Annotated in this window: 20 protein-coding genes and 1 pseudogene; 20 read left to right on the top strand and 1 reads right to left on the bottom strand. The window is 31.9% G+C overall.

What is annotated here, in order from left to right; genetic code table 11:
* Positions 1–241: hypothetical protein (locus BUA88_RS16415; RefSeq protein WP_207649575.1), on the bottom strand; the 241-nt coding region annotated here is incomplete at its 3' end.
* A 144-nt stretch (positions 242–385) separates the two neighbouring features.
* Here BUA88_RS16415 and BUA88_RS14600 point away from each other — a divergent pair.
* The 20 genes and pseudogenes from BUA88_RS14600 to BUA88_RS14505 all read left to right on the top strand — a co-directional run.
* Positions 386–1,027, top strand: coding sequence for an HNH endonuclease (locus tag BUA88_RS14600; RefSeq protein WP_242939630.1), 642 nt, complete (start codon positions 386–388; stop codon positions 1,025–1,027).
* Positions 1,028–1,135: 108 nt separating this feature from the next.
* Complete coding sequence (locus tag BUA88_RS14595; protein ID WP_072919279.1) at positions 1,136–3,736, top strand: TOTE conflict system archaeo-eukaryotic primase domain-containing protein; 2,601 nt, start codon at positions 1,136–1,138, stop codon at positions 3,734–3,736.
* Between the two features lie 52 nt (positions 3,737–3,788).
* Positions 3,789–7,124: a hypothetical protein gene (locus tag BUA88_RS14590; RefSeq protein WP_072919277.1), complete on the top strand. Its 3,336-nt coding sequence runs from the start codon at positions 3,789–3,791 to the stop codon at positions 7,122–7,124.
* 98 nt (positions 7,125–7,222) lie between these two features.
* Positions 7,223–8,551, top strand: coding sequence for a hypothetical protein (locus BUA88_RS14585; RefSeq protein ID WP_143151456.1), 1,329 nt, complete (start codon positions 7,223–7,225; stop codon positions 8,549–8,551).
* Between the two features lie 29 nt (positions 8,552–8,580).
* Positions 8,581–9,849: a glycosyltransferase family protein gene (locus BUA88_RS14580; RefSeq protein WP_072919273.1), complete on the top strand. Its 1,269-nt coding sequence runs from the start codon at positions 8,581–8,583 to the stop codon at positions 9,847–9,849.
* Positions 9,850–9,879: 30 nt separating this feature from the next.
* On the top strand, positions 9,880–11,214 hold the full coding sequence (locus BUA88_RS14575) for a hypothetical protein (protein ID WP_072919270.1): 1,335 nt from the start codon (positions 9,880–9,882) through the stop codon (positions 11,212–11,214).
* A 200-nt stretch (positions 11,215–11,414) separates the two neighbouring features.
* Positions 11,415–12,314, top strand: a complete 900-nt coding sequence (locus BUA88_RS14570) for a glycosyltransferase family 2 protein (RefSeq protein WP_072919268.1) — start codon at positions 11,415–11,417, stop codon at positions 12,312–12,314.
* 15 nt (positions 12,315–12,329) lie between these two features.
* On the top strand, positions 12,330–12,734 hold the full coding sequence (locus tag BUA88_RS14565) for a sugar 3,4-ketoisomerase (protein ID WP_072919266.1): 405 nt from the start codon (positions 12,330–12,332) through the stop codon (positions 12,732–12,734).
* 12 nt (positions 12,735–12,746) lie between these two features.
* Positions 12,747–13,844: a DegT/DnrJ/EryC1/StrS family aminotransferase gene (locus BUA88_RS14560; protein ID WP_072919263.1), complete on the top strand. Its 1,098-nt coding sequence runs from the start codon at positions 12,747–12,749 to the stop codon at positions 13,842–13,844.
* A gap of 2 nt (positions 13,845–13,846) precedes the next feature.
* Positions 13,847–14,791 (top strand): GNAT family N-acetyltransferase, encoded by a 945-nt coding sequence (locus BUA88_RS14555; protein WP_072919261.1) that lies wholly within the window; start codon positions 13,847–13,849, stop codon positions 14,789–14,791.
* Between the two features lie 30 nt (positions 14,792–14,821).
* Positions 14,822–15,817 carry a glycosyltransferase family 2 protein gene (locus BUA88_RS14550; RefSeq protein WP_072919258.1) on the top strand — a complete coding sequence of 332 codons (996 nt, stop codon included), beginning with the start codon at positions 14,822–14,824 and terminating at the stop codon, positions 15,815–15,817.
* A gap of 39 nt (positions 15,818–15,856) precedes the next feature.
* Positions 15,857–17,005, top strand: a complete 1,149-nt coding sequence (locus tag BUA88_RS14545) for a polysaccharide pyruvyl transferase family protein (protein ID WP_072919255.1) — start codon at positions 15,857–15,859, stop codon at positions 17,003–17,005.
* Positions 17,006–17,366: 361 nt separating this feature from the next.
* Positions 17,367–17,591: pseudogene (locus tag BUA88_RS16790) on the top strand (DapH/DapD/GlmU-related protein); the annotation flags it as partial.
* 59 nt (positions 17,592–17,650) lie between these two features.
* Positions 17,651–19,054 (top strand): lipopolysaccharide biosynthesis protein, encoded by a 1,404-nt coding sequence (locus BUA88_RS14535; RefSeq protein WP_072919251.1) that lies wholly within the window; start codon positions 17,651–17,653, stop codon positions 19,052–19,054.
* A gap of 90 nt (positions 19,055–19,144) precedes the next feature.
* Positions 19,145–20,701 carry a glucosyltransferase domain-containing protein gene (locus tag BUA88_RS14530; RefSeq protein WP_072919249.1) on the top strand — a complete coding sequence of 519 codons (1,557 nt, stop codon included), beginning with the start codon at positions 19,145–19,147 and terminating at the stop codon, positions 20,699–20,701.
* Between the two features lie 98 nt (positions 20,702–20,799).
* Positions 20,800–21,960 (top strand): hypothetical protein, encoded by a 1,161-nt coding sequence (locus BUA88_RS14525; protein ID WP_143151454.1) that lies wholly within the window; start codon positions 20,800–20,802, stop codon positions 21,958–21,960.
* Positions 21,961–22,086: 126 nt separating this feature from the next.
* Positions 22,087–22,245, top strand: a complete 159-nt coding sequence (locus tag BUA88_RS16220) for a hypothetical protein (protein ID WP_159430906.1) — start codon at positions 22,087–22,089, stop codon at positions 22,243–22,245.
* Complete coding sequence (locus BUA88_RS14520) at positions 22,245–23,498, top strand: Coenzyme F420 hydrogenase/dehydrogenase, beta subunit C-terminal domain (RefSeq protein WP_072919246.1); 1,254 nt, start codon at positions 22,245–22,247, stop codon at positions 23,496–23,498. Before BUA88_RS16220 ends, BUA88_RS14520 begins: the two co-directional genes overlap by 1 nt.
* Before the next feature lie 30 nt (positions 23,499–23,528).
* A complete protein-coding gene (locus BUA88_RS16785) occupies positions 23,529–23,711 on the top strand; it encodes a GtrA family protein (RefSeq protein WP_072919245.1) in 183 nt (60 codons plus the stop codon).
* Between the two features lie 211 nt (positions 23,712–23,922).
* Positions 23,923–24,260 (top strand): polysaccharide biosynthesis protein (locus BUA88_RS14505; protein ID WP_143151453.1); only part of this gene is annotated, 338 nt, incomplete at its 3' end.

The raw sequence follows: 24,260 nt of genomic DNA, 5'->3' as shown, positions 1-24,260 counted from the left end.
ATTGATTGTCTGCAGCTATAATACAGCAATCATGTTTGTACTTGGAAATATCAATTCCAACAAAGTACATAGGCATAAAAATTACCTCCCTTTTTAGTATAGTGGCACTGTTGTCTTCCACAGAAAGAATCGGCTGTGTAATCACGTAAATACAAACGTCAAGCGTTAACAAACTAATTACCAGTAATAGACGAATAACTGTGGTCTGAGTCACCTCGTACCAGTCAAAGCTGTAAAACAATAGAAACAGATCCACAGTGCCTAAAAATAAATATATCAAAAAGGATTGAAATATGCCCAGAGAACCTGGGAGAAAGGAAAAATCCAATCACTATTTTGATGATTGGATTATACGTGATTTGTAATGGTAAAGGTGGAGAGAAGTATGCCTGCGCCTGAATCGCTAGAGATTGAGAAGGCTAAGAAAAGTGGTACATACAATACGCCTGAAGTTGTAGAGCGATTAAAAGATGATTTTGATGGAAAATGCTATTTATGTGAATTGAAGCCTCTGATGGATTTTCAGATTGAACACTTAAAATCACATCATAATGGCAAGGACCGTGATTTGGAATTTGACTGGAATAATTTGTTCTTAGCATGCCCACACTGCAACAAAGAGAAAAATAAGCGTGAATACGATATTGGAATAATTGATTGTTGCTTAGTTGATCCAGAGATATTGATTAAATTCAATTTCGTTAATCAGAAAGTTGTGTTGGAACCGGCAGATGCCTTGAATGATAATGTGAGTAAAACTATCAAATTACTAGATGAGATATACAATGATTCACAAGCAGGAATGAAGGTATACGAAAGCAAGGCAAGAACGGATGCGCTTAAGCATGAAATGAATAGGCTGTTTAAAGCTTTATCTGGGTATAAAAATAATCCTGATGACAAGATAATAAAAAGGTATTTGCAAGTTTTGCTTGGAAGGAAGTCTGCTTTTGCTGCTTTTAAGAGACAGTATGTTAGGGATAATGCCGTGGAATATGATGATTTGGTGAAATATTTGGATGACTAGAATTTAATAAGAGATAGGTTTAAAATTTTTGGAAAGAGCTAGTAATGGTCAGACCGGCTAGCTCTTTTGATGTAGTTGGAACAAGAAATTCGTAGGGAGGTTTGAATAATGCAGGCAGAGATTAATACTTTAAGTGGTGATAGTAATAAAGCTGTTCGAGATAATTTAGTAAAAGAAATAGCAAAAAAAGAATTCCAACTATTTGTAGTTAATACACACGCAGTTGCGGTTCAAGGGGAGAACGGAAAGTATTATACAAAATATATTCCACTTACACCATACGTGCTAGAAAACATGATTAGGAATAATGGCTCAATAGGATGCTATCAACATGCATTCCATTCAAATTATATTAGATGGATTTGTATGGACTTTGACTGCTTGAAAGGAAAACCTATCGATTTATATGGATTATATGAGGAATGTGTCAGACCGGTAGCTATCTATCTAAAAGAACGTAATATAAGATTTTTGCTTGAATTCTCTGGAAGAAGAGGTATTCATGTTTGGATAATTTTTGACAGAATGATCTCAAAACAAACGGGTTTTACGATTATAAATAAGATATTGAGTGATGTGCCTGAGGTGTCATATTTAATTAATTCAGGACAATGGGGGTTGGATAAGTTCCCAGCAAACGGTAGTTATAGAAAAAATATTGTGGGCAAACAGGTTAAATTCCCACTTTCAACACATATGAATGGAGGACGTTCATACTTTTTCGAGGATTCTTTTGCTGAAAAATTTGATACTGAATCTGAAGAATTTTGTAGTGAGCAATTAAGGATAATTAGCGATTATGTTCCGGAAAGTGAGGGGGAAATATGCAAAAAGTTAGGTATAGAGGAAAATAACGAGGTTAATTGCACATTATATAAAAAATACAATTTGATAAGTAGTTATACAGCATCTGCAGATGAGATGATAAGTATTCTATCTGAAACAGAGGTGTATAGAAGAATTTTCGAAAGAATGAGACTGGGCCAGACGCAACAGTATGATTGGCTTGTAGTGCTAGGTACATTTTGTTGTTTTGATACATGTGTAGATATATTGAAATCGATTTTTGAGACATATCCTTATTATGATGCAGAGATAACTATTGACAATATCAGAAAGTTTAAGGATAAATATTTCCCAGCTACGTTCAATTACTTGTATGAAATATACGGTTTGGAGATAGAGGACGGCATAGATGAGAATAAAACTGGGGTAGATTATCTCGCAGATAGATTAAATTTTGATATTGGTTTAAAAGAACGATTTAACGTAAATGAAAATTTATGTGTAAGCGATTATAACAATATAGTATCTAAGGAGCTAGATTATCTTAAGCAAAATGACGAGGTTATATCTGTGATGTTAGTCAATAAAATGAATAACATACGTAAGACAGAATTAACAAAAATAAGCGAATTTGCTCAAGAAATAAAAGAAAAAGGTTGTGTTGAAAAAATAACAAATAGTTTTCTTAAATTTACTGTATATAGTAGGCTAGAAAAAAATGATAGAATAAGAAATTTAGTATCTCTTGATTCTTTTAATAGAATTTTAACGACCCAACTAGTATTGGAATTAGCAAAAGAAATACAGTGTAAGTGGAATTCATATAGCTATCAGATATCTTTATTGAATAAAGCTAATCTTTTTTATCCATGGTATTCCTCATGGAAACGATTTATAGATCAAATAAAAGTATATTTGGATTTACCGTTTTTTAGTAATAACTATGTCGTATATATCGATCTTAAACATTGTTATGAAAATATAGATATTTTAAATATATATAGGGAATACAAGATGTCAATATCGGATAAAGGACGAAATATATTTGAGTATTTATGTAATTATAACGATGAATTGATGAAATCTATAAAAAATGGAGACAGGATTGGTGTTCCTCAAGGACCGGCATATGCAAGAATATTGACAGAGATATATTTGGACAGAGTGATTAGAGACATACTTGCAGATGCAGAACTAAAAGTTAATTTTGATAACGTGGAATTGCTAAAAGAATCTTATGACAACGTTCAGCTGTTCAGATACGTGGATGATATTGTTATTATTGCAGAAGATGAGTCAGTTGCGAATAAGATGTATAAGTCATTGTGCCAAGGTTTTGTTAAAAGAGGTTTGCCTGTTAATATGGACAAAAGCAAAAATTATGGCATGATTTCTAAACTTAGTATCGATGATCGCAATGAACTGTTACATTGCAATCAATTTAACTATGAGTTAATGGATAAGTATTCAGAAGCCATTTGCCTTAATGATGAAAAGAGAGTAAAGATGAATAAGTACTTAAAATCCAATCCATTCAGAATGGAGTTATTGGGATACTACTATTCGAAGTATTCTTTTTCAATCGTAAAGAAACATTGTTTTATTGGATTTGGTAGTAAGATAATGGCGAGTAGAGAAGGTAGGGGAAAGTATTTTCGAGAATTCTATAAATGGCTTCTATCTGATTCTGAAAATGTACAGTATGCAATAAGAAAAGAATGGTTCAAATTAATACCAGTGAATAGTATTAATTTTAGTAATTTTGTATCTACGATGTATTTTATGACCCAAAGTAAAGAGCTTGCTGTAGATGATATAAAATTATTATTACTATATTTCTTAAATGATGATTTTGATTACAAAAAGCTTTCAGAAGAAGATAGAATTGTTATTGAAGCATTGAAAAACAAGTTCCCGATATAAGCTTGGTAGAAAAATATAAGAAAAATAACAGGATTATGGTTGGAGAAATTATATGAAAGAATTAAAAGAATTGATAGCTTTAATAAATTTGGGATTAGAAGATGAATTGGCAATAAAAAATGTATGTGACTCAATTAACTGTATAATTAACCAAAGAATAATTGAAGAAAATGTTGAGCTAATAGCGGATATCTTTGGAGCGTTACTTGTTCAAGTTCAAAAATTATATCAGAATGACTGTGTTCCTGAAGAAACATACAATGAGATTTTTAAGTTTTTTCGCAATATAGAAAACATATCGACAATAGCAAATGATTATGAAAAGAAAAATGGGTATGTTATACTTATCGATTTTATGAGATTCCTTCATAGACATAATGCTGTTGATGGAGATAATGATTTTACTGATATTACAGATGTTGAAGATATTCTATCAGACATAATAGAAGAGTTGGAAAAAGTAAGTTTTATCTTTGATTACGCAATTAATAAGGAGTATGTTTTTCCAATAAATAGAATGTTGGTGTTTGTGATAAAAGATAGTAAATACATACATCAAGGAAGCAAATTTACCTCAAAGGATTATTATGCCTTGAAGTTAGCAGTTCGTTTCTTTAAGAAGGAAACAGAAGATATTAAGTTGTTAGAAGATATTATTAATGAATCAAATCTTCAATTTATAAATTATTTGAATGATAAGTGTTTACTTCTAGATGATGAGAGTATGATTAATTATCAGAACAACGGTGTAATGATTTTTTGGAATTCTGATGATAAAAAAGTCCTGATAAGAAGTAATTATGAAGATTACTTCAGTAAATCTATAGATGGCACCATGTATGAAGTTCAAAAGGAGACAACTATTGATAAGTCGGTTTGCATAGGTTGTTATGTTGAATTTGATTGTGACAAAGATGATATGCTCGTTTCAGCTCTTGACCTTTTGAAATTTCCCAATAGACGGAAGGATGTATTACAACTCTTTTGTTCAGGATATAAAAATATTTTTGTAGACAATATGATTGTAGAATCGAAGGATGGAAAGCTTCGCCCTTTAAATCCATTTATAGAGAAGGATGGATTTGTAATAAAAAACAGCAGAAGCTATTCTATCAATGATTCTATGCATATTTTCTCAGATGTATCAAATTTATCACTATTTATTAGCAAGTGTAATCCTTTAAACAGGGTATGTATAGGAACGTTTGTAAAATTATATTCAATTAATAGCAATAAATGGGATAAGTTATTGGATGAAGCATATAGTGAAGATGATTTTTATCAGAACCAGATGATATATCGATGGATTGATAATATGGATGACAAGGCATTTTATGCTCAGGAGATAGCTAAAAACTTATGTCTTGAATTACAGTATTGTAAGCCTAAGAAATTTGTTAGAAATGGTAAAGATGACGACTTAAAAAAATATAATATCAAAAGTCAATCGTTTTATCCTTTTGCGGGCGATTTGCAAGAATTATTAAAATATATAGATGACTCTTTTGATAATGAGAATATAACTGTAAATGAGGCTTATGTCGTAGATGATGATGGAGTGGCACTTCAGATACTTGGTGAAAAAGAAATAGTTATAGTGGAAAATGATCATATAATTGATTCAGATGAATTGCTAGATGATTATATAGATAAGAAGTGTTATGTGGTTCGAAAAGGTGATGATGCCTATGTGCTGGAACAGCTTATGTTAAAGGTCTTTTTTGAACTTAATAGAATCTGGAAAGGTCTGGCTAACTTTTCATTAGTCAAGAAAGTTTCCAAAGTTCAATATGATAGAATAGTTAAATGCATGTATTTGCACCAGCGTGCTCTCACGGAAAAAATAATAGAAGTATATCCATTGGATGATACATTCGAAGAGCAAGCGTTTTACAGACTTCTTCACAACATGATTTATTACGGCGTGACAGAAAACTCATTTGATAACTATGCTCGAAGTATATTGGGACATTTTTTTATGAGCTTCTCAGATATAAAGAAAGATAGGTATTTCTTGTTTGAAGATAAGAATACACTATATGTTCCCAAAGATTCGTACGATTCAGATGGTGTGTTATCGGATGTACATGAAAAATATTTAAAAAGTTCTAGTACAAGAGATTTTATGAATCTTTTTAATGAGAGATTAGAAATTGGTAAAGACGGTAAGTATGCTTTATGTGGTAATGAGATAAAACATATAGTTTTTTTATATGATAATTTTGAATTAGGTAAAGCTACTAAAGACAGCATAGACAGCTACATGGATATTTCGGGGCATGTGAGTGCAAAAAAGAAAATGTCTGCAAATAGTTATCGCTGCCTGATAAATGGTGAAACAAAGTTCGTATCAATAAAAAATGTATATGAAACTAATGGATGCGATATAGCGGTACATGCATACTATGGAACAGAAGAAGCATCTAAGGCTGTTGATGAATTCCTAGACAATAATTATATTCGACATAAAAAGACTACATACTACAAAATTATTACTACTAAGATTAGAGACTTAAAAGAGTATGTTAATGGAATATGGGACTATCCGGAGAAGAATGAAGACAAATTTGCTGTAATACGTGAGTTCAACTTGACATATATTAATGTGTTTCCGGAAGAAATGATTCTAAATCCTCAGAAAGCAATTACTTTATTTGTGAGAAAAGGAGATCGCAATATAAGACACACCAATGTGTCTGTATTAGGCGAAAAAGTGGAAAGGGTTATAGATACAAATTATACTGAAACGTTAAGAAGTATATATGCTGGAGAAAATATAGTATTTGAAGCAGATGAGGATTTTAAAAGCTTTATAAAAGGAAAAACATTGGAAGAAAAACTTGAAAAGTTAAATAAGAATTATAATGAGAGGTACTTTGAATCACTGATTAGCGCTTCTAACAAAGGAATATTAAATGAGAATAATAAAGGAGTTGTGAGCGCGGTTGAACAATTTGCAGAGCAGGCATTTTGTGATTACTTTGAAAAATTCGGAGTGAGTACTACTACTAAAAATGATTCTACAGCTTTATATTTGTTAGGAACATTAAAACTCTCCACAAGGATAGTTATTTGGAAAAAAGTATTGTTGTTTAATAAATCATACTATGTTATTGACAAACTTTCTATTGCCTATGCTAAAAGCGGACAAATTGATCAGGCAAATGCAATGATTGAAGAAAGGCTACAGAAAGGTGATTTAACAGAAGAAGAGGGGGCTATTTTAAAGGATTCTGTTTTGCAATTATATAATGCTCGCAACAGTTTACCAATTGCTGAAGATGACGAAGCTGTTCGCTCCAATTATAAGACAGCGCTGAAAGTAGTAGATAAAGAGCATGATGTTCGCAAAGAATTTCTATGTATTATTGAAATGCTTGTGGGCTGAACTATGGCAGTGAAAGGTATCAGGAGAGATTAGATAAGAACAAAATGGTTGGGCAATTTTTTTGCCCAACCATTTCTTTTGTGGTAAAATATCTCAATATGGATAAAAACGGATTAAAAGAAAATTCAATTGTATATAGATTCTTTACTTCAGCCAAAGCGGAGGCTTTTATTTTTTCGCTTTTGTGTGCCACACTGTTTACTTGTGGGCTGTGCCACTGGCTGTTGGATTTGACATATAAGTACTATCCTGAGCATGCGGGACAGAGTTTTTATGTAGACTTCACATGGGTGTTTTGGATATTAGTGGTAGTGGTACTGTATTATCTTGTAAAAGATTATTTCATTTCAAAAAGAATAGTGAAATTTGATTTTGCGCTAGCCATACTGATTCAGACTATGGTTCTGCAGGGGGTAATAGCATATCATGATCAGATGTACCCGATGATTCCGTATACATGGATTCTACCTATGGCATATTTAATAGGGAAGCTTGCCGTGGGAAGCGACCTATCAAAAATGAATCAGCGTATAGTAATAATATATTTTTCGGTGGCAGTAGGCTTATTTGCAGTCACAATGCTTGATTTTTATAACGCCACGAAATATATTACATGTTTTCTTACAGATTTTCCGACTGGTGTATGGGGTGTGTTTTGGACAGAAGATTGGCATAATAGATGTACAATGGAGTATGGACTTATAATGATAACAACATCCATTGGATATGCCATGTTCAAAGCTAAAGAAAATAAAGTGGCACTGATATTGATTTTAATAGGTAATATCTTAGCACAGTTTTTTGGGTATAAGACTCAAGGGCGAGAGAACTTAGTGCTATTGCCACTTTCTATCATGATATTTGTGGCATTATATTTATTCGATAATTGGAAAGGTCTATCAAATAAACAGCGAAAGTATTTTTTTAGAGGTTTTGGTTGCTTGATAGCGCTTGTTTGTATTGGGCTTCTGATGGTTGTACTTAATGTACATGGTTTATATGACAGGTATGCATCTAGCTACTTAGCTGACGATGGTGGTATTTTGAAAAACGTACGTTTTTCTATGGACTGGAATGGCTTTAAGGCTATGTTACAGCATCCACTAGAGGATTATGAGTTGTTAGAGGGCTATGAAAAGCCTCATAGTATGTTGCTAGAGTATGGAAGAGTGCATGGCCTTACAGTTTATATTGGGCTTGTAATATTTAGAATCTTGCTTATAAAAGATGCAGTGATTTTAGCTTTAACCAAAAACAAATATTCCTGGATAAAATATCTATTAATACCTACGTTTATAGCACAGAATTTATACTATTCAATGGAACCAAATGGATATGCGTTAAGATATCTATGGATGCCAGGATTACTTGTGAGCGGAATGATAAGGGCTTGGAACGATAGAAGGAATATTGGTTTAGTTAGTTAAAAAATTTCATAGAAAGAAATGATAATTAGATGGATTATAGCAATCAAAGATTACTGGTTATAAGTAATATAGTTTTTAGTGAAAACACAAACACAGGTAAAACATTATATTCATATTTTGATAGTTTGCCTAAAGAAAATGTTAGACAGCTGTATTTCAGTGGCGAGACGCCATCAGTATTAGGATATCGATATTTTAGAATATATGATAGGGATATTATAAAAGGCAAGCTGACTCCTTCTAAAAGAGGTTCAGAGATAGAACCTATAGAGGATAAAAATGCAGTATATGATTGGTATGGGGAGAGTAGTCACTCTTATGGAGATTTAGCTCGATTATGTAGAGAAATATTATGGTATAAGTCATGGAAGTCGAAGCAACTGTGGGATTTTTTGGATGACTTTAATCCTACGGCGGTTTTTTTTGTAGGTGGGGATTTTTGTGCGGCTTATGATATAGCAATAAGCATTTCAAATAGATATAACGCTAGGCTATCACTCTACTTAACGGATGATTATTTGTTTCCTAGAAAAGCTGATGGCATTATAGGTTCTGTTAGGCGTAAGCTAATCAACAAGTCTTTCAAGAAAACGCTGGCACGAGCTGATGTTTTCTTTACCATATCTGATGTTATGCGAGAAGAGTACTTTAAGAAATATGGACGAGACAGTAGTTTAATTGTAAATATGCCCGAGTCATTAAAAGATGAATCGATTAAGCCAGACGGTTATGCCATTAATTTGACATATGCTGGTAGTATGGGATTAGGGCGTGACAAGGTAATGAGAAAGATTTCCGAGGCCGTAGAAAAGTATAATTTACAACTGGCAGAAGGTGAGCCACCTGTAATCTTTACTATATATAGTAATAGCTCCATAGAGTTTCTAAAAAAGAGTAATATTGCAGTAGGAAAACATACTGTCCTCGGTGGACAATTAAATTCTGATGAACTGAGATACGCATTTAATAAATCTGACGTTTTGGTTTTCGTTGAATCTTTTGATGAAGAAAATATCGAAATTACAAAGTTTTCATTATCTACAAAGGTTCCAGAATATATGTCACTGGGGAAACCTATACTTGCTGTTGGACCATCTGATATAGGTTCAATGAAAGCGTTGGCAAACGTGTCATATTGCATTAATGATTGTAATAATATACATGATAAGATTATATACTTTTTTTCTAATAAAAATCTCATGAATAGTATAGGTGAAAGTGCGGAAAATGAATTTAGAAATATCTATGCTAAAGGGAAAGCACAAAGCAATTTATTAAAATTATTGTTTGCAATTTAATATGATTACTAAAGGGAGCTGTTTAACTACATGTTTGGAAGAAAAAAGCAAGACAGTAATTTCTATATAGTTTTTGAACTATTATTTTGGGGGGCGATAATTTCTACGTTCATAATACTTATTAATTTTGTTAAGAATGATTATGTAACGTATTCATGGTTTAGATTATCGATTATAGATGGACTAGTAGAAGAAATAAAGAAGGGAAATATTCCACAATTTTTGGGCAAACCAGAGCATAGCTGGGGATTCATGTTGTATATCCCTTATGTTTGTCTTTTTCTAAAAAAAGATGCATTTCACACTCTATTATTTTTACACGGTTTATTGTCTTGGATATTGTTTTTTTTATATCCATTGCTTAACTATAAGATATGTAAGAATAAGAATATAGCAATATTAAGCCCTGTTATTCTATATGTTTTTTGCGGAAATTTTTTGATAGGTTATAAGATTGATACGATTTGGGCTAGTGGATGGTGCACAGCGTTGGCACTACCATTTCTTTTGTTATTATATGAAGAAGAAAATGATAAACAGATATGGAAATACTCAATAATTATAGGGGTTATAGCATCATTTGCAAATGTGTTTAGAAATCAATGTGGTTTTATTGTTCTTTGTATGTTTATTGCTGTCGTAATACAAAAGTCAATAAAAGCACAAAGAATAAAAGTCAAAGATATTTTTTTGTTGATTATATTTTTTGTTATATATGATTTATTGGCTACAACAATTCCATTTTGCATAGGTTTGTTATTGGATAGAGATATAATAGATAACGCAGGGATGGTTTGGCACACGCTTGTAACAGGGTTAGGTTTATATGATAACCCGTACGGCCTAGAATGGAAGGACGATGTGACATATCGTTTAGTTGCTGAAAAATTTGGCGAGTCAATTATGTATTCCGATAAATATTTATCCGCATGCAAACAATATTTCTTTTACGTGGTTAGGACAACACCATGGTTTGTTTTTAAAACGTATGCAAAGAAAACCGTACAGTGTATGGTAGGGGTAATGCATTATGAGTTTACTACTGTAGATGATATGTATTTGTATGGAAGATTGATGTTCACAAATATTAATATTCCAGTAGTGGCTTTTATTTCATCATTTGTCACATCTAGAATTTGCAAAAATGGATTTAATCTCAAAAGAGCAAAATATAAAAAAATGATTAATCAATGTTGTTGTGGCTTGATTTTTGTAATGCTTGGGTGCATACAAGGAATTATTGCTGATGCCTCTGTAAGATATTTTATGCCAGGATGTGTATGTTTTGGCTTGTTGTTTTATTATTTTGTGTTTGATTATTTGATTGAATTTTTATCATATAATGCAAGTTGCAGTACTCATTGAAATATTGTGGATTATTTTTTTGCTGAATAGTCCGTCAAGATGTTAAGATTGGGTTATTTTGATTTATTCCAATGAAATTATAATACAAATTTCTAAAAAGAGTACTATGAGTAAGAATTCCGTGAGTGTGTTAGAATTAATTAAGCGCATGAAAATAGAAAAAATAAGATTTTCAATCTAGAAAGAGAAGGTAATGTGAATTGCTGAATCAAACTCCGATGATTTCATGTTGTATAACATCATACAGACATTTGGATGGAATATATAAGTCTATAGATTCAATAATAATGCAGGACTATCCGCAAATTGAATTAGCTGTTTTTGATGATGGTACAGAACAGTTTCCCATCGACAAAATAATCGATTACATTAATAATCATAAGGGCGAAAATATTAAAAATGTCATTGTTCACACAAATGAAAGTAATGTTGGTACTGTTAGAAATTTAAATGGCTTACTCGCTGCAGTTCAAGGCGAGTATATTATAGAAATTGGTGCTGACGATGAATTATATAATTCTTCTACGTGTGAAAGAATAGTTAAAGGTTTTTTTGATTCTAAAGCAGATATATTGACATCTTATAGGACAAAGAAAAAGGATGGACGATTATATGGCATAACGCCTTCTAAGAGCAATGCGAGTATTTTTGCAAAGGCAAATGCAGGCGAACAATTTAAATGGATTGCAATGGGGGCACCGCTAGCAGGTGCGGGTACATATTATAGAAGAGCTTTTCTAAAAAGAATTGGTGGTTTTGATGAGGAATACCGATTGCAGGAAGACGGCCCTATCTTCTTGCATGCTACTCGCGAGGGGACAAAAATTCATTTTTTAGAGGAAGTAACTTTTGTGTATGCACAAGGGGAAGGTGTATCTTCGGGTGAGAAGAACAATCCCATTTTGATGCAGGATGTAAAAAAGATGTTTGAAAAAGAAATATTCCCATATTTAGAGCGTTTTTCTCTTATTGAAAAAAGAAGAGTTAAATATGGATATGAGAGGGCACTTCTTGATGAAGAAATCAGTTTTGAGAAACGATTAAAACTATTTTTGAAATATATTGATGTATATTTCTACAGACGGAAATTCACAAAATAATATAGGAGAATGGCTATGCAAGTAGTAAAATACATGTTTCAACCTCATGGTGATGACCGTGGACAGTTGGTCGCATTAGAAGAGTTTAGAGATATTCCATTTAAAATAAAACGAGTATATTATATGTATGATACATCTGAAGGCGTGGTACGAGGACATCATGCACATAAATCACTTGAACAAATTCTTATTTGTATACATGGTTCATGTAAAATAAAGCTCGATAATGGGATTGAAAAGAAAATCGTTCCGTTAGAAAAACCATATGAGGGGCTATATGTATCAAATAATATGTGGAGAGAAATGTATGATTTCTCTCCAGATGCAGTTTTGATGGTTTTAGCATCAGAATTATATGATGAGAGCGATTACATTAGGGATTACGATGAATTTATAAAATTTGTTAAAGAAGGGAATTAAGGTAATACTAGTATGAAAATTCCATTTGTAAGTTTCATTCCTATAGAGAAGGAACTTGATAAAGATTTGAGAGAGGCTTTTGAGAGAGTATACACTAGAAGTTGGTATATTGAAGGTGTAGAGGATGAAGCGTTTGAAAAAGCTTTTGCTGGTTATTGCGGTGTTGATTATTGTGTAGGTGTTGGAAATGGATTGGATGCACTGATGCTTGCACTAAAGGCTTTAGGTATCGGAGAAGGTGATGAAGTTATTGTCCCATCTAATACATACATCGCAACAGCGCTTGCCGTGACTTATGTTGGTGCAACTCCAGTATTTGTTGACCCAGATGTTAACACCTTTAATATTAATCCAACGAAAATAGAGGAGGTTATAACTACAAATACAAAAGCAATTATGCCGGTTCATTTGTATGGCCAGCCTTGTGACATGGATCCAATAGCAGAAATTGCAAATAATCATAATCTTTATATTATTGAAGATTGTGCTCAAGCACATGGAGCAAAATATAAGGGACAGTTAATTGGTACATTTGGAAATGCAGCTGGGTTTAGTTTTTATCCAGGAAAGAATCTTGGAGCGTTAGGAGATGCTGGAGCAACTATCACAAACGATAAGGATATAGCTGAAAAAATAAGAGCATTAGGTAATTATGGTTCTGATTATAAATATCACCATATTTACAAGGGAAATAATTCCCGCCTCGATGAAATGCAAGCTTCATTTCTTTTAGCAAAACTTCCTCATCTTAACAGGATGAACGAGGAGAGAAGGAGAATAGCAAAGAAGTATTTAGAAGGAATCAAGAATTCAAACGTGATACTTCCTTTTGTTCCGGAATATGCAGAGCCTGTATGGCATATTTTTGGAATTAGATGCGATAGAAGAGATGAACTAGAAAAATATCTAAATGATGCAGGAGTGGGAACTAATAAACACTATCCAATCCCAATGCATCTTCAGGAATGCTATAAAGATTTAGGATATAAAGAGGGAGATTTCCCAATTGCCGAAGAAATTAGCAAGACAGAGTTAAGTCTGCCTATGTATTATGGTATGACTGATGAAGAAATAGATTACGTAATTGATGTAATTAATTCGTGGAGATAATAATGATAAGTATTGTTCGATATTCAGCAGAAAAAAAAGAAGAGTGGAATCAATTCAATTTAAGTAGTAAAAATCATCTATTTATGTTTGATAGGGATTATATGGACTATCATAAAGACAGATTTGTTGACCATTCATTAATGTTCTATGATGAAGATAATCTCGTGGCACTGCTACCAATGACAGAAAGAGATAGCGAATTCATTTCACATGGTGGCTTGACATATGGAGGTTTTATCACCAGTAACAAAATGAAGCAGCATACAATGAATGATTGCCTTGATGAATTAGTGGATTATGCAAAAAAACATAATATATTAAGGATCCATTATAAAGTAATCCCACATTTTTATCATAATCAGCCTGCTGAAGAGGATAGGTATTCCTTGTTTTTACATGACGCAAATATAGAAAAAATTGAGGCTTCAACGGTTGTTAATTTAAAGAATCCCTTGAAAATGCCTAAAGGTAGAAAGGCTCAGATATCAAGAGCTAAACGAGAAGGGGTTGAGATTAGAGAGTTAACTAACACTGAAGATTTTTTTAGTTTTATTGATTTGGAGAACAGCGTTTTACAGGAATATCACGAGACTAAGGCAGTCCATAGCGGTAGCGAAATAAACCTTCTACATGATAGATTCCCAAATAGCATTCACCTATTTGGAGCTATAAAAGATGAAAAGTTAATTGCAGGTACAATAGTATTTGAGTATGACAATGTAGTACATACACAATATATGGCTGCTAATGAAGAGGCCAGAACTTTAGGTGCGCTAGATTTAGCTATTAGTGCAGTAGTGGAAAAGTATAGTGATAAAAAGGATTGGCTAGATTTTGGAATTTCAACAGAGGATGGGGGAAGGACACTTAATCTAGGGTTAATTTCACAAAAAGAAGGATTTGGTGGAAGAACAGTAACTTATAATACATTTGTTTTAGATATTTAATAGTTTGAGCTATAAAGGATAATACACAAGATGAAAGTTTCTTTTTTAGTCACATATTATAATCAGGAAGCATACGTAAAAGAAAGTATTGAAAGTATATTAGCGATAGATAAAGATTTTGAGTGGGAAATACTAGTTGGAGATGATGGCTCAACAGATAAAACAGTTGATGCTGTAAAAGAATATATAAATAAATATCCGGGAAAAATATTTCTATATGTTAGAGACAGAAATGATGGTGTTATAGAAACCGTGAAACGTTCGAGTTTAAATCGTCTAAATCTTGTAAAAAAAATGTCAGGAGATTATTTCTGCATTCTAGATGGTGATGATTATTACTGCGATGTAAACTTCGTACAAGATGCTTTGGATGTTTTTTTACACAGAGATGATATATCAGTCGTCGCATTTGGATTTCAGATGTTTTCAACAGAAAGAGGAGTTACAAATAAACAATATTTGACTAAAAAAGGAGATTTGAGCACATCTCATTATCTTAAGCATATGTACACACCTGCTGGAGCATGTGTAATTAAAAATGATTTTGATTTAGGTAGAATAAAATATTTGGAAAGAATAGGTTTTTTTGACGATAATGATATTCTGATAAATAGTTTAAACTATGGAAAAATGTACGCTATAGATAAAATTGTATATTCTTATCGTCAGACAGATAATAGTACGTATAATGCTATGGGCGAAGCTGAAAGAGCTTTGTTAAATCTTCAAGGATGTGATGTGGATAGATCATATCTTCCCCAATATGAAAAGCAAATATTAAGACGTAATCTAGGTGCTATCATTAGTTTATATAAAAATAGAAAGAATATAAAAAATGTATTGAGCATTGATAGAGAATTAAAATATTACAATGCTTGTGATGAAATACCGAACTCTTATACAGTGGGATACTTGGACAATTATTATAGAGGCAATTCTGCTAATAAGAAATTTTCAAGATTAATCATTATGTTACTTATATATTATCCAATTGTTACTATTAGAAGTATGGCTAAAATTAAATGATTTTCAGATAAAAAATAAAGCTCTGTAGGAGGGAAATTGGTGAAAAAAACTGATGGAAAAAGTATAAAAAAGAATATAAGAGTTTTAGCCTATACAAATCTAAATTTTGGTGATGATATGTTTGTATATACTCTCAGTCATGTAATGCCCAATGTACATTTGGTCCTAGAAGCCCCATCTGTGTATAAAGAAGTATACAAGGATTGTGAAAACATAACCATTAAAAAGGTAAGTCGATTGCAGAGAGTAAAAAGAGCCGTGTTTTCTAGAATTTCTATAATTAACAAATATGTCATCTCACGATATGATGCGATTGTATATGTGGTGGGAGCTTTATTTGATGATAATGACATATGGAAAGAGTATATAGATACTTATGGTTTAAACAAAATAAAGAAATCTTTATGGAGGTATTTCTATAATGAAAAGACCCCCTTTTTTTTATTAGGGTGTAATATGACCAACGTTAGATCTCATAACTATATAGAGCAAATGAAGTATATGTTTGATGGGTTGACAGATATTTGTTTTAGAGATAATTATTCGTATGGATATTTTAAGGAATTACCAAATGTAAGATGTGCACCAGATATAGTCTTTAATTATAATTGTAATAATACAAAAAAAAGAGAAAAATCTATTCTTATATCAATTTGGGGACCATTAACGGTGAGTGATGATTTTCCTCAAATGAAGTGGGCAGAGGAATTTTGGGATGATTATAAGGAATTTATTATTAAAATTTCGAAGTATTATTTAACATTAGGATATAAAGTTGAATTTGTCTCTTTTTGCAAAAATGAGGGAGATGAGAATGCTGCAAATATAATACTAAGTGAGGGAGGGCTCTCTGATGTAATACCTTTGTTTTGCTATAATGGAAATATAAAAGAGGTTATATCTTTATTTGAACGTAGTCAATTTGTTGTGGGAACTCGTTTTCATTCAATAGTAATGGGAATTAATGCAAATTGTGTAGTTTATCCCATAATATATGAGAGTAAAACGGAGCAATTGCTAAATGATATTAAGTATGATGGATTATATACTGTTTTATCAGAACGTGATACGTATAATATTGATAGAGTAATTAATACATTTAATTCTAAGAAGATAATAGATAGTTCTATTGTCAAAAAAGCTGCTGCTAATCAGTTCAAAGTAATTAATGATTACGTAATTAAGTAAAAAAATGGAACGTTAAAATATGAGGCAGATAATGAAAAAGATAGTATTAGTTGTAAGAAAAATCGTCAATAAATTTTTATCACATAAGACAGAAAGAATAAAGGAAGGGCTTTTATATTGTGGGGAAAAAGTCTATATTCATCCTACAGTCTTGATTGCAGAGCCACAGATGGTTTCGATAGGAAATTATTGTCATATACAAATGGATTGTAAATTATTTGGTTGTGGAGGCGGAATTAAAATTGGTGATGGTTGTAAATTGTCGCATGGTATAGAGATATTTGCCAGAAATCATAATTACGATAGTTTTGACCTTAGAAGTTTACCGTATGATGAAAGGGATATCAATAAAAGTGTAACAATAGGTAATAATGTATGGATAGGTGCTAGAGCGATGATTATGCCAGGTGTTCATATTGGCGATGGAGCTGTAGTTGGCGCAGGAGCTATTGTTACAAAAGATGTTCCCATTTGTGCGGTTGTAGGAGGGAATCCTGCAAGAATTTTGAAATATCGAGATAAGGATAGATATAACATTTTACTAAAACAAGGGGAAATATACATTAAGAAGAAAGAGTATGATTAGAAATACGCAAGAGGCTTATTGCTAGTCTATGTGTAGTCATGAGATAAAGGTATTTCAAAATGAGCGTAAGAACAAAAGAGTTGTTTAAGACAACAGGTATTTTTGCAATTGGAAATCTTGGTAGTAAAGTTTTATCTTTTTTAATAGTTCCTTTTTATACATATGTTTTAACTATAAGTGAATATGGTAGGATTGATCTTATTGCAACATTGATATCATTTTTATTACCACTAACTACTTTATTGGTACATGAAGCAGCCATTAGGTTTGTTCCTACTAATGAGATAGATAAACAGCAAGCTGTAACAAATTGCTTTGTCGTTTTTATTATAGGTTCGCTTGGATTTTTGCTTTTGCTTCCGTTTATTAATATTTTTTTCGATATGAGCGGACTAAATGAAATATTTATATTAGTAGTAGTTTTATATTCGTTCAATGATATATTTGGTAATTATTTAAAAGCTATAGGAAAGACTATAATCTATTCAATTTATGGTGTTACAAATACGTTTGCATTTTTGATAGGTAATATTTTTCTAGTACTTGTATTGAAGCAAGGAATATATGGATATTATTTATCGACACTAATAGCACAAGCTATATCAGCTGTTATTGTTGCATACGGTGCTAATGTTTTGGGAGACATTAATTTTAGATGTATTTCTCCTGAAGTATTGAAGAGGATGCTTAGATATTCTTTTCCACTTATACCTAATAGTCTTCTATGGTGGGTTATGACTGGTGGTGATAAATATATTATATATTTCTTTTTAGGAGATTCTTCTAATGGAATCTATTCACTTTCGTTAAAATTGCCCACAATATTATCTGTAGTATTTGGGATTTTTTCTTCTGCTTGGCAGCTATCAGCTATAAAAGAATCAAAGGCTGATGATCGTTCTATATTTTACTCGAAAGTTTATAACTATTTATGGATAATATTGGCATTGGGTTCTTCGCTTTTGATTTTGATTGTCTGGCCATTATATAAATATGTTTTATCTTACAATTATTATGATGGATGGAAATATGTCGGTTTACTCATTATGGCGACGATGGTTAGTTGTTTGGGTACATTTTTGGGAACAGTCTACGTAGTTACTCAAAAAACAGAGTGGTCATTTCTGTCTACATTATTAGGTGCCATAACTAACCTAGTCGTAAATTTTTTATTAGTAAAACCTCTAGGGCTGTTTGGAATTGCAACAGGAACTATATGTGGATATGCAGTGGTTCTTTTTATTCGATCATTTCATGCTCAGAAGTTTTTAGAAATGGATTTAAAATTAAAACAAAGCCTAGTGTTGGCAATGTTGATAGGCATACAATGTATTATTAGCATATGTGTTGAAAGTATATGGGGCTCGGTTATTCAAATACTGTTTACTTCGCTTATATGTATTGTTTGTAGGAATGAATTGTTCCGTATTATTGAAAGAGTATTTGTAAAATTAAGCCGCTGATTACTTACAATTTTATATAAAAACATGTTGTTCACAGAGCGTTAAGTTTTTATCTTGGTAACTAAAAATTTATAAGGAGATATTAATCAGGTGGATAATAGATTCATTTTTAGTAATATTTGGGAAAATCGACAGAGGGTGAAACGTATAGGAATATACTCTTTCATATTATATGTTATTACATATGGTTATGTGATGGGGAATTACGCTCCTTGCCACGATGGAATGAGAATCACACAGGTAAATTTACCTGGATTAGAAGGCCTTGGTAGAGTGCTTATACCTTATTATATAAACATCAGAGGGATGATAAATTCCCCATGGCTAATTGGATTTATAAGCGGATTATTTTTATTTTGCAGTATTATTCTTATCGCAGATATGTTAGATATTTGGGGCGATTTTAAGAGTCAGTTGATTATTGCTGTAGTTTTTATGCTTAATCAATGTTTTATATCAACAATAACAACATTTATTTATATATTAGATATTAATATGTTAGCATTGTTATTATCTGTATTAGCCGTATATATTTTGAATTATAATTATAAAGTGACTACTGCATTTATATCAGGAATATTATTGGCCCTTTCTCTTGCATTGTATCAGGCATATTTAGGTGTTGCAATAGGGCTGTATGTTGTACTTTTTATAAAAAAAATAATAAGTAATGAAGAGTTAAATATTAAATTGTTTATATTTACGGGGGGATCTCTCGTAGCTTCAGGTATTTTTTATATACTCATATTAAAATATTTTGTTGAAACAAAGGGGATTATGCTTCTTGAAGGTGGATATAATAGCTTGGATAATATACAGAAATTATCATTTATGAGCATTATATCAACAGTATTAGGAACTTATAAACGTTTTTATGGTTATCTACTTGAGAGTAATCTATATAACTCCAATATATTTAGATTGTGTATAGTTTTTTTGATCATTGTTGGTGTTATAGGATATGTATATCGTATATATTGTGTTGGCTCAGTTTTAAAGGCAATTGCACTAATTGCATTGTTTATTATATTTCCTGTGGCTACTGGTATAGTATTTATTATTAGCGGGGGAACTTTACATAACTTGATGACCTATCCTTTTCAGCTATTCTATATTTTAATATATTTACCTTTTGTAGTTCAAACAAGTGAAAATAAATATAGGAAATATATCAAGTATATAATACTATTTGTATATATTGTGATGGCTTTTATAGTTATTAGATTTGCGAATGATTTGTTTTATTATGAGAAAATATCGGCAGATAGTACATTTTCGACTATTACAGCATTTGATAATGATATAAAAAAAGCTGGGTTTGAACCATCCAAACATCGTATGATTATTGTGGGTGATATATCAAATTCATTTAAAAGATATTATCAAGTAGACGCAACACAATTCTCTTACGTAGGGAATTATGCAAGGTATGGTACTACTATTACATACAACTCTACTCTTTCTTGGTATTTTATGTACGTTTTAGGTGAAACATACTATATAGACTATTATCCCTATAAAGAAAAAATAGTTATTGATGGACACGATTATACAGATGTGATAGACGAAATGAACACATATCCTAAAGAAGGGTATTGTAAATTGGTTGATGAGTACATGATTGTAAAAATGAAAGGAGATGAATAGGGGAGCAAAAGTGTGAAATTATGAAAAAAAGTGTGAAATTATTCTATATTATTTATAGTGTATATATAACTTTTATTTGTATGTGCACGAATCTGAATATGATAGATATTGAAATACCTCTAGTTTTAATGTGGGGATTGTATTGCCTAGTTAGTATAGGATATGGAAGTGAAGAATATTTGCGTACTTGTAATTCTGAATGTAGATTATTTGGAATTAATACGGATAAACAAAAGCTTTCCACAATTATGTTTGTAGGAGGATTGTCTATTGTTGGTTGGTTCTATTGTTCATACTATTATACAGGGTCCACGCCTGTTGAACTATTGAAACTATTACTAGGTGGTCAATCTTCCTATAAATCATATCAAGAGTATTTTTCTAATACGTTGATTGGTAGTAGCGTGTTTATGAGACTTCCGTACATATTGCTTATGGGGATAAATAGGGGGGTATTATACTATTCTTTTATAGCATTAACAGTTTCGGGTAGAATTAGGTCGCATAAATCAAAATTATTCCTGTTTTTGCTTTTGATGGGACATTTATATTTTGGAGTGTCAAGAGGTACAAATTTCGAAGCGTATCAGGCGTTCACATTGGTCTTTTATTGCTATATTTTATACAATGAGAAAAATAATAAAAAAATTAATTATGTACTATTGTTATGTCTTGGTTTGGTAATGGTGATGGCGTTTTTGATAATGTTAGTCAACAGAGGGCATACGATAGTATTAACTTCTGAGATAAAACAAAATTTAGTTATTGATCAAAAATCATTGATTGTACAATTAATGCCATTATTAGTAATAGTCGCGGAATGGGTATTTGCATACATTGGCTATGGTTTATATTTTTTATCTGTAATGATTACAGAAGTTACTTTTAGTAGTGTAAAGGGCACAATAGACTTCTTTATTCCTTTCGAATATAGTCCAATCGAGGAAACGTCATTATTAGCAGACAAGGGTGTGTGTTGGACACCAGATTTAGCTGATTTCATAGATAAAACGGGTTTGATTATTCTACTATTCATAGTTTTTCTTGCAGGGAGATTGTTAAAATGTATAGGAAATAAATGTAGGTACGACGATTCGTTTTATGTATTATTATATCTAGTATTTGTTCAAATGATTTCTTTTCCTATAGGAAATTTTTTACAATATTCGTCTGAAAAATTAGTGTTAATGTTTACTGTGGCATCTGTTTTGTTTCGCTCGAAGTATAGAATAAAGCCATTAGGCGGGGTAAGAGGATAATAGGAATCTAGCATTTTTCATAAAACGTTATATTATGGAAGGGATAATAATGAACTGCGATTTTTTCAAAGATAAAACTCTTATGATTACTGGAGGGTAAGTCCTCAAACGATTGAGGACTTACACATGCTAGATTTGTTGCAGATTGATATTAATTCTGATGGCGTTGACTGGGAATCTTTAACAGCTACTTATGACAGAGAGTTTGTTAAAGAAGTGATTGAAAGAGAAAGACAGAAATCAATACAGTACCTTAAGGAGAGTATTGGTGTATCGGAGTTGTAATGATAAAGATAAGTGATAAAACACAGTGCTGTGGATGTAGCTCATGTGATGAGATATGTCCTGTTAATTGCATTAATATGGTGGAAGATAATGAGGGGTTTTTGTTTCCACAGGTGGATACTAGTGCTTGCATTAATTGTGGAGCATGTGATAAGGCCTGCCCAATTATCCAGGCAGATTGTGTCGATGCAGGGGAGATAGTTGAGGTTTTTGAACAGCCTAAGACGATAGGCGGCTGGATTAAAGATGATGCTATTCGAGCTGATAGCTCATCAGGCGGAGCATTTAGTTTATTTGCTAATTATGTATTATCTAATGGTGGAATAGTATATGGAGCTGCAATATGTAATGATAATGTTGTAAGGCATATTGCAGTGGAGAAGACGGAAGATTTGTATAGGCTTAGAGGTTCTAAGTATGTTCAAAGTATCATTGGCGATTCTTATTTTAAGATAAAACAAAATTTGAATACAGGACGGATGGTTTTGTTTGTAGGAACGCCATGTCAGGCGGCTGGACTATATAGCTTTCTTGGAAAGCAAAAATACGATAATCTGTATATTATAGATTTTATATGCCATGGTACACCATCGCCAAAAGTATTTGACGCATATGTAAAGTATTTAGAAAAAAAACATGGTTGTAGTATAAATTCTTTTAGATTTAGGACAAAGGATAGAGGCTGGAATCCATCGGGTTTACAATTAGGTACCGTGATAGAAATGTCTAATGGTAAGCATATTAGGAACTATCCAGCTTTTAAAGACCCATTTATGAATGGTTTTTTAGATGATTCGTATTTAAGAGATAGTTGCTATAGCTGTAGATTCAAATCTTTGCCTAAGTATTATGCAGATATCACAATTGCTGATTTTTGGGGCGTTACAAAAGATTACCCACAATTAAATGATGGTAAAGGAACATCATTAGTTCTCTTAAATTGTGAACATGGAGCAATAATCTTTGATTTAGTTCAAGCAGATTTTTTTGGTAAGGAAGTGGATTTTGAAAAATCTATTAGAAGGAATCAGACTCTAATAAAATCAGCAAAACAGAATAGCAGAAGAAATCAATTTTTTAGAGAATTTCAAAGTAAATCTTTTTCGTACCTTATGATTAAATATATGAATCCATTTGTGTGGGCCGAGCACAAGATGATAGCCATAACATGGAAATTAGTTCAGAAAATCATAAGAGATATTACGCGATATATTATAGAAGTACTAAACATTACATGGAAAGAGGATAATTAGGAATCTTTTTTTCAATTTATTAAGTTTGCTATGATAGGCGTTTCTAATGTTGTAGTATCATATACCATTAATTTATGTACACTCTTAATTCAAAGACTACTTGTGCCTGATTTTGAGTATGATTACATTGTTGCAAATATTATGGCATTTTTACTGGCAGTACTTTGGAGTTTTATTTGGAGTAGTCAAAAGGTATTCAGTGTTAATAATTAAAAAAATCTTGGGGCAAGGCACTAATGAAGACATATATATTATATGCATTTACGGGATTAATAGTTAATAATGTTTTGTCAACATTTTGGATATATGTTTTGGGGATATCAAAGTACATTACACCACTATTAAATGTGCCTATAACAATGCCTATAAACTTTGTTATTCAAAAAATGGGTGTTCAAAAAATAATACGAAAGCATGATACATTATGAATTGTGATCTTTTTAAAGATAAAACATTAATGATTACTGGTGGTACAGGTTCTTTTGGTTCTACTGTACTTAAGCACTTTTTAGATTCTGATTTAAAGGAAATCCGTATTTTCTCACGTGATGAGAAGAAGCAGGATGATATGAGACATCAGCTTCAAGCAGAGCATCCAGAGTATGCATCAAAGGTAAAGTTCTACATTGGTAACGTCCGCGATATGCGCTCTGTTCAGGATGCTATGCCAGGCGTAGATTTCATTTTCCATGCAGCAGCACTTAAGCAGGTTCCATCTTGTGAGTTCTTCCCAATGGAAGCTGTTCGTACAAACGTAGAGGG

It is taken from the genome of Pseudobutyrivibrio xylanivorans DSM 14809 (assembly GCF_900141825.1).
Classification (GTDB): Bacteria; Bacillota; Clostridia; order Lachnospirales; family Lachnospiraceae; genus Pseudobutyrivibrio; species Pseudobutyrivibrio xylanivorans.
The sequence above is the reverse complement of the archived record's forward strand: the minus strand, read 5'-3'. Positions and strand labels throughout refer to the sequence as shown.